Source organism: Methylobacterium sp. (genome assembly GCF_019750675.1).
GTDB lineage: Bacteria > Pseudomonadota > Alphaproteobacteria > Rhizobiales > Beijerinckiaceae > Methylobacterium.
Genome location: NZ_JAIEOF010000336.1, coordinates 1 through 7,895 on the forward strand (window position 1 = coordinate 1; position 7,895 = coordinate 7,895).

Consider the following 7,895-nt stretch of genomic DNA (forward strand, 5'->3'; position numbering starts at 1 on the left):
TGCGGGGCCGGCATCGGCGGCCCGCCGATCACCTATTCCCTCGAGGGCCGGCAATACGTGGCGGTTGCGGCCGGCGGCGCCTCGTTCACCAAGGGGTCCGGCTTCGGCACGGGCGATGCCCTCGTGGTGTTCGCACTCCCCGACTGATCGCCTGTTCGCGGTCGGCCGGATGTGACATGAGGACACGGGCGGCGCGGTGCTTGCGTCGGTCGGCCCATCGCAACGCGAGATCGCAGCCTGCCATGACCTCCGACGCTTCCGAACCGCGCCAGCCCGACGACCGTGGACCGCCGGTGGTGCGCACCATCGCCATGCCGGCCGACACCAACCCGGCGGGCGACATCTTCGGCGGCTGGCTGATGGGCCAGATGGATCTGGCCGCCGGCAACATCGCCGCCCGGCGCTCGCGCGGGCGCTGCGCCACCATATCGGTGGAGGCGATGACCTTCCACCGTCCGGTCATCGTCGGCGACGAGGTCAGCATCTATGCCTGGATCGTGCGCGTCGGGCGCACTTCGATGCGCATCCAGGTCGAGGTCTGGCGCCGCGAGCGCGAGGGCGAGGAGACTATGAAAGTGACGGAGGGCCTGTTCACCTTCGTCGCCATCGGCGCCGACCGCCGCCCCCGGGTGATCCCACCCGAGCGGTCGCTGGTCGAGGGGTGAACCGCGCCGGGCTCTCCCGTCGCGCCGTTCTGGCCGGCGCGCTGGACGTGCTGACGCCCCGAGTTTCGGCCGCAGCGCACGGGTCCTCCTCCTGGTCGGCGGATTCCCTGAACGCGGCGGCGGCGCGCAAGGGGGTCGCCTACGGGTCGGCCGTGAACGGCGTCACCCTCCGGCAGTCGCCCGCCTACGGGCAGGCGCTCGCCCGCGAGGCCGGCATCCTCGTGTCCGAGAATGCGATGAAGCTGACCTATGCGTGGCCTGCGCCGGACACCCTCGGCTTCGCCTACGCGGACGAGGTCGTGGCCTTCGCTGAGGGTAACGGTCAGCCCATGCGCGGACACACCCTCGTCTGGCACGAAGGCCTGCCCGCCTGGGTGGGCGAGCGCCTCGGGGCCGGGCAGGGCGAGGCCTTCCTGCGCCGCTGGATCGGCGCGATGGCGGGCCGCTACCGGGGTCGGATCGAGGCCTGGGACGTGGTCAACGAGATCTGCGGTCCGCAGGACGGGCGGCCCGACGGCCTGCTCCGGACGCCCTGGCTCGCGGCCCTCGGCCCGCGCTTCGTCGATCTGGCCTTCCGCATCCAGCACGAGGTCGATCCGCGCGCGGCCGGCGTCTGGAACGAGAACGATCTCGAACTCGATGCGGACTGGATCGACCGCCGCCGCGACATGGTGCTCAAGACCCTGGAGGGGCTGCGCGGGCGCGGAGTGCCGATCCGTCGGCTCGGCCTGCAGGGCCACCTCTACGCCAAGCACCCGCTGAACCAGGAAAAATTCCGGCGCTTCCTGCGCGAGGTCGCGGCGTTCGGCCTCGCCATCGAGGTCACGGAATTCGACATCAACGACAAGGAATACCCCGCCGACCTCGCGATCCGGGATCGGGCGGTCTCCGATCTCGCCCGGCGCTTCCTCGACGTGGTGCTGGACGAGCCGGCCGTGCTCAACGTGCTGACCTGGGACATCACCAATCGCAACAGCTGGCTCAACGCCAACCCCGAGCGTCGACGCGCCGATGGTCTGGTCCAGCGGGCGCTGCCCCTCGACGAGGCGATGGCGCGCACCCCGCTCTGGCGCGCGATGCACCGTGCCTTCTCGGACGCTCCCGACCATCGCAAGGCCCGCGAGGCCTTGCGCAAGGCGTAGGGGGCGTCGCGTCGACTCGGCGCCGCCGGGTCGACGAACTCAGTTCGCGAGCATCCGGGCCTGCTGCGGGCGCTCGCCCGCCTGCTGGCGCAGGAAGGCCGCCATCTCGGCGAGCTCCGGTGCCTTCGACCGGAAGGTGACCGAGAGCGCGAGCAGCGTGTCGGAATGGTCGAGGCCCGGATAGATCCGCTCCTGCACCGGCACGCGGGCTTCCCGCAGGCGCGCAGCGAGATTGCGGGTGTTGGACGGGCGCACGATGGTGTCGCCGTCGCCCGAGGCGAGGAAGGCCGGGGGCGAGCGCGGGCCCGCGAAGGTGATGGGCTGGGTCGCGGGCTTGTCGGAGGCCTGGCCGAACACCTCGGTGGCGGTCCCGGCATCGAGGGGCAGGAAGTCGTAGGGTCCCGAGAGCCCCGCCACCGCGCGCACGGCTCGGGGGTCGACCCCCGCGCGGCGCAGGTAGCGTGGATCGAGCCCGAGCATCACGGCATTGTAGGCGCCCGCCGAATGCCCGGCGAGCACGATCCGCCGCGGATCGCCCCCATAGGCGGCGATGTTCGCCTCCACCCAGGCGATGGCCTGCGCCCCGTCGTCGAGGAAGTCGGGGAACTTCACCTCGGGGTAGAGCCGATAATCCGGCAGCACCGTGACGAAGCCCTGCGCGGCGAGCGCCTGGCCGACGAAGGCATAATCCTCCTTCGCGCCGTTCTTCCAGGAGCCGCCGTAGAAGAACACCAGCACGGGGGCGTTGCCCGTGGCCGCCACCGGGGTGAACACGTCGAGGCGCTGGCGCGGATGCGAACCGAAGGCGGCGTTCTTCAGGCTCAGGCGGCCGCCATCGTCCCGGGGTCCGATCGCGTCGAAGAAGGCGAGCGGCGAGCAGGCCGTGATGCCGACCGCGACGAGGGCGAGACCGGCGAAGCTGGCGAGGACGGCGAGAAACCGGTTCATGCATCTCTCTGTTGGGGCACGCCCCCCTGTGACGGGGCCCGCGCGGCGGATTGATGGCGCGATCGGGACGCATTCGCGCCCGCCCGATCACGATCACGATCAGGTTCGAAGGACGAGGCAGGCGCCCCCGATCTGGCGAATCCGGCCGCACAGGCCGTCGGCGGCCTCGCGGCTCTGGGCCGGGATGCGGACGCGGTAGAAGGCGCGCGTGCCACGGCTGCGCAGGCGTGTACCGATGATCATCGGGCGAACATCGCCGATCACGCTTGTGTAGAGCTTCCGTGTCCGCGCGAAACTCTGCAGAGCCAGAGCCTTGGAGAAGTTTCCGGCCAGCTGGATGCCCCAGGGCGCCGCCGGCCCCTCGTTCCCCCCGAGGGCGAACCGGTCGCCTCGCGCGGGAATGCGAAGGGCCGCAGTCACTTTGAGGCAACTCGTCTCGGACTCGACCTTCGCCTCCGATGCCTTGGGGTCGACGGCCTCCTTAGGGGACGAAGCCTTCGGCGCCTCGCCCTCCGGCATCTCGATCGTCGCACCCGGGCGCCAGGCCTCGGCGGGCGAACCGGTGATCGCCAGCACGTAGTTGCGGGTCTCCGTCGGCAGGCCGCCGGTTCCCGCGAGCCAGGCCGAGACCCGGCCGGGGCCGCCGTTGTAGGCCGCCGCGGCGAGACCCAGATTGCCGAACTGCCGATTGAGGTCGGCCAGCAGATGGGCCGCGTGCGGAATCGCCTGCTCGGGATCGAAGGGGTCGGCGAGCCCCCGTTCGCGGGCGGTGCCGGGCATGAACTGCGCGACGCCCTGCGCGCCGACCGGACTGACCGCCCCGACCCGGAACGCGCTCTCTCGCCATATCAGCCGGGTCAGGAACGGCACCGGCAATCCGCGTGCCCGGGCCGAGCCCTCGATGAGGCGGCACAGGGCCTGCTCGACGGTTTCGGTCGCGCCCTCGGCGGCCGCGCGCGCGGGTCCGGACGCGAGCAGCAGGGCGAGGAGAATCAGGATGGCGGGGCAGCCGCGGGGGAGGGCGTTCACGAGGCGGTTGTAGGGCGTGGACGGCGCCGATCAATCGCGAAAGGCCCGCCGGCGCCCGTCGCGGCGTTCGCCGATCGGGACGGCGCGCGCTATAACCGCTCCTGATAACCGCTCTTGCCGACATTCGCTTTCGCGCGCATCCCTCGCAGACAGGCCTCGATGACCGACACGCTGCTCGACGTTCAGGACCTGTCGGTCGCCTTCCGGTCGCGGGAGCGCGCAACGCTGGCAGTCGACCGCGTCAGCTTCACCATCGCGGCGGGCGAGACGGTGGCGCTGGTCGGCGAGTCCGGTTCCGGGAAGTCGGTGACCGCGCTGTCGATCCTGCGCCTGCTGGACGGGAGCGCGCACCATCCGGGCGGCCGCATCCTGTTCAAGGGCCAGGACCTTCTGGCCCTGCCCGAGCGCCGCCTGCGGGGCATCCGCGGTGCCGACATCACCATGGTGTTCCAGGAGCCGATGACCTCCCTGAACCCGCTGCACACCATCCAGCGGCAGATCGGCGAGGTGCTTGAGGTCCATCGCGGCCTGTCCGGCCGCAAGGCGCGGGCGCGCATCCTCGAACTCCTCGAACTCGTCGGCCTGCGCGACGCCGAGCGCCGCCTCAATGCCTATCCGCACGAACTCTCCGGCGGCCAGCGCCAGCGCGTGATGATCGCCATGGCGCTCGCCTGCGAGCCGGACCTCCTGGTGGCCGACGAGCCGACCACCGCCCTCGACGTGACGGTCCAGGCGCAGATCCTCACCCTGCTCGCCGATCTGCAGAAGCGGCTCGGCATGGCGATGCTGTTCATCACGCACGACCTCGGCATCGTCCAGCGCATCGCCAACCGCGTCTGCGTCATGCTCTCCGGCCGGATCGTCGAGGCCGGTCCGGTGGCGGAGATCTTCGCCCGACCCCAGCACGAATACACCCAGCGCCTGCTCGCCTCGGAGCCGAAGGGGCGCGCCAACCCGGTTCCGGCGGATGCGGAGCGCCTGCTGGAGGCCGGTCCGCTCAAGGTCTGGTTTCCGATCCGCGAGGGTCTTCTGCGGCGCACCACGAGTCACGTGAAGGCGGTGGACGGCGTCTCGGTCCGGGTGAGGGCGGGGGAGACCGTGGGGGTCGTCGGCGAATCCGGCTCCGGCAAGACCACCCTGGGTCTGGCGCTCCTGCGCCTGACGGGCTGTGAAGGCCCGATCGTGTTCCTCGGCCGCTCCATCGCGGGGCTGCCACCCGCCGCCATGCGTCCGTTCCGGCGCGACATGCAGGTCGTCTTCCAGGACCCCTACGGTTCGCTCTCCCCGCGCATGACGGTGGCCGACATCGTCGCCGAGGGCCTGGTGGTCCAGGGCGTCGTGAAGTCCCGGGCCGAGCGCACTGCGATCGTCGCGCAGGCTCTGGGCGATGTCGGGCTCGATCCGGCGACGATGAACCGCTACCCGCACGAGTTCTCCGGGGGGCAGCGCCAGCGCATCGCCATCGCGCGGGCCATCGTTCTCAAGCCGAAATTCGTGGTGCTGGACGAGCCGACCTCGGCCCTCGACCGCTCGGTCCAGGCGCAGATCGTGACCCTGCTGCGCGATCTCCAGGCCGAGCGCGGCCTCGCCTATCTGTTCATCAGCCACGACCTGAAGGTCGTGCGCGCGTTGGCGAACCACGTTCTGGTGATGCAGAACGGACGCGTGGTGGAGGAAGGTCCGGCGGAGGCGATCTTCGCCGCGCCGCAGACGGCCTACACGCGGGCGCTCTTCGCCGCCGCCTTCGACCTCCACAGCGACGCCGTCGCGGATGCCGCCGCCGCGGCGGTTCTGGCCTGAGGGCGAGACGATGGCGCGCGCCCTCCTGATCGTGCTCGATTCCGTCGGCATCGGCGGAGCACCCGATGCCGACCGCTACGGCGACGCGGGCGCCGACACCCTCGGCCACATCGCCCGAGCCTGCGCGGAGGGGCGCGGCGACCGCCCGGGCCTGCGCGAAGGCCCCCTGGCGCTGCCGCATCTCGCGCGCCTCGGCCTCGGGCTCGCCGCCAAGGGCGCCACCGGGCAAATCCCGGCCGGCCTGGCGGTCCCGACGGCGCCGGAGGGCGCCTACGGCCACGCCATCGAGCGGGCCGCCGGCAAGGACACGCCCTCCGGCCACTGGGAGATCACCGGCGTGCCGGTGCTCGAACCGTGGGGCACCTTTCCCGTCACGGTCCCGACCTTCCCGGCGGCGCTCACGGAAGCGCTGATCGCCCAGGCCGGCTTGCCCGGTATTCTGGGGGATTGCCACGCCGCCGGAACCGCCATCGTCGACAGCCTCGGGGCCGAGCACGTCCGGACCGGCCGGCCGATCTGCTACACCTCGGCCGACAGCGTGTTCCAGATCGCGGCACACGAACAGAGCTTCGGTCTGGAGCGCCTCTACGCCACCTGCCGTATCGCGCGGGACCTCTGTGATCCCTACCGCGTCGCCCGCGTGATCGCCCGGCCCTTCACGGGCGATCCCGAGGGCGGGTTCCGCCGCACGGCGAACCGCAAGGATTACGCGGTCGAGCCCCCGGGTCGCACGCTGCTCGACGACCTCCAGGCCGCCGGCCGGGCCGTGGTCAGCGTCGGCAAGATCGGCGATATCTTCGCGCATCGGGCCACCGGCCGCGAAATCAAGCCCGCCGGCAACGCAGCCTGCCTCGCGGCCGCCCTGGACGCCTTCGCGACCTTGCCCGAGGGCGGCCTCGTTTTCCTCAACCTCGTGGATTTCGACACGGAGTTCGGGCACCGCCGCGACGTTCCGGGCTACGCCGCCGCCCTCGAAGCCTTCGACGACCGGGTGCCCGCCCTACGGGCGGTCCTCGGCCCGGGCGATATCGGCATCATCACCGCCGACCACGGCAACGACCCGACCTGGGTGGGGACCGAGCACACCCGCGAGCAGGTTCCGGTCCTTGCCTTCGGACCCGGAGTCGCGCCCGGCCCGATCGGTGCGCGGGAGAGCTTCTCGGATATCGGCGCGACCCTGGCTCGGCATCTCGGCCTCGCCTCCAGCAGAACGGGCACGCCGTGGATTTGAGCCGAAAGGGAGAATCGCATGCGGGACGAGGATGACGGCAGCCGCCACAGCGCCACGGCGCACCGGATCGGTGAACCACTCGATACCCTCTCGGTGGAGGACCTGGCCGAGCGCGTCGCCGTCCTGCGGGCGGAAATCGCGCGGATCGAGGCGGCGCGCGACGCCAAGGAGGCGGCCCTCGCAAGAGCCAGTTCGATCTTCCGACTCTAACCGCTAAGCCATGCAGGTTCGCGCGAGGCAACAAGACAGAAACATTTCCCCCAAACAGGGGATGAAGCACGCTCCGCCCTGAGTTTTCATGTCGCACCGTTCGTGCGGTTTAGGACAGTCATGGAGGGGACAATGATCATGGCGCTATGGATGCGTCGGCGCATCGCGCGACATGTCGAGCGGGGTACGAGTGAGCGGGTGCTGGCCTGTCTCCTCGGAACACATCCGGCGGAGCCCGCCCCCGAAGGTCCCGCCGATCTTCGGGCGATCGATCCCGGGGCCGCCCAACCCGACCTGTCGAACGTCATCCTGTTTCGCGCCCTGAACCACGCGCGCGGTCACTCCGCGGCCAAGGCCACCTGAGGACACCGCCCACCGGTCCTATCGGATCAGGCTGAAGCCCGAGATCAGCCGCGCCAGGTCGACTTGCCGCGTCACGCCCGTCTTGGCGAAGACCGCCTTGACCTGGCTGCGGATCGTCTCGACGCCGACTTTCTGTTGGGCGGCGAGGAGCGCCAGGGTGGCGCCATCCGCGATGCCGCGGGCGATGCGCGCCTCGGCGGCCGTCAGGTCGAACAGACCCGAGAGCAGTTCGGTGCCGGGCACGGGGCGGGGCATGACCGGGGTCGCGACGATCAGGCGGGTTCCCCCACCGAAGACGTCCTGGGCCGAGCCGCGCATCGGCAGGAGATGCATGACCATTGCGGGATGCGCGTCGCTCGCCGGAACCGCGATCGAGCGGGCGGATGCGCCGGCCTGCGCCGCGAGAGCCTCCGCCAGCAGTGCGTCGCCGCCCGGATGCGCCAGCGCGATCCGCTCACGCTGATCCCGGACAACGTGGGGGACGAGGCCGGCGAAGGCCCCGTTGCG

Annotated in this window: 9 protein-coding genes; 6 read left to right on the top strand and 3 right to left on the bottom strand. The window is 71.2% G+C overall.

Features of this window, described 5'->3' with window-relative positions; all coding sequences use genetic code 11:
- Window positions 1-242: 242 nt before the first annotated feature.
- Window positions 243-665, top strand: a complete 423-nt coding sequence (locus K2X24_RS17040) for an acyl-CoA thioesterase (protein WP_292499522.1) — start codon at window positions 243-245, stop codon at window positions 663-665.
- Window positions 662-1,807: an endo-1,4-beta-xylanase gene (locus K2X24_RS17045; RefSeq protein ID WP_292499523.1), complete on the top strand. Its 1,146-nt coding sequence runs from the start codon at window positions 662-664 to the stop codon at window positions 1,805-1,807. Before K2X24_RS17040 ends, K2X24_RS17045 begins: the two co-directional genes overlap by 4 nt.
- Before the next feature lie 39 nt (window positions 1,808-1,846).
- Here the strand turns inward: K2X24_RS17045 and K2X24_RS17050 are convergent, their stop codons facing one another.
- Both K2X24_RS17050 and K2X24_RS17055 read right to left on the bottom strand, forming a co-directional pair.
- On the bottom strand, window positions 1,847-2,755 hold the full coding sequence (locus K2X24_RS17050) for an alpha/beta hydrolase (RefSeq protein ID WP_292499524.1): 909 nt from the start codon (window positions 2,753-2,755) through the stop codon (window positions 1,847-1,849).
- 99 nt (window positions 2,756-2,854) lie between these two features.
- Window positions 2,855-3,754, bottom strand: coding sequence for a lytic transglycosylase domain-containing protein (locus tag K2X24_RS17055; protein WP_292499530.1), 900 nt, complete (start codon window positions 3,752-3,754; stop codon window positions 2,855-2,857).
- Window positions 3,755-3,943: 189 nt separating this feature from the next.
- Between K2X24_RS17055 and K2X24_RS17060 the strand changes: the two genes are divergently transcribed.
- From K2X24_RS17060 to K2X24_RS17075, 4 genes are all read left to right on the top strand, one after another.
- Window positions 3,944-5,584, top strand: a complete 1,641-nt coding sequence (locus tag K2X24_RS17060) for an ABC transporter ATP-binding protein (protein WP_292499525.1) — start codon at window positions 3,944-3,946, stop codon at window positions 5,582-5,584.
- A gap of 10 nt (window positions 5,585-5,594) precedes the next feature.
- Complete coding sequence (locus K2X24_RS17065; protein WP_292499526.1) at window positions 5,595-6,815, top strand: phosphopentomutase; 1,221 nt, start codon at window positions 5,595-5,597, stop codon at window positions 6,813-6,815.
- A gap of 18 nt (window positions 6,816-6,833) precedes the next feature.
- Window positions 6,834-7,025, top strand: coding sequence for a DUF1192 domain-containing protein (locus K2X24_RS17070; RefSeq protein ID WP_292499527.1), 192 nt, complete (start codon window positions 6,834-6,836; stop codon window positions 7,023-7,025).
- A 138-nt stretch (window positions 7,026-7,163) separates the two neighbouring features.
- Window positions 7,164-7,388 (top strand): hypothetical protein, encoded by a 225-nt coding sequence (locus tag K2X24_RS17075; RefSeq protein WP_292499528.1) that lies wholly within the window; start codon window positions 7,164-7,166, stop codon window positions 7,386-7,388.
- An 18-nt stretch (window positions 7,389-7,406) separates the two neighbouring features.
- Here the strand turns inward: K2X24_RS17075 and K2X24_RS17080 are convergent.
- The coding region (locus tag K2X24_RS17080) for a helix-turn-helix transcriptional regulator (RefSeq protein WP_292499529.1) at window positions 7,407-7,895 on the bottom strand (489 nt) is incomplete at its 5' end.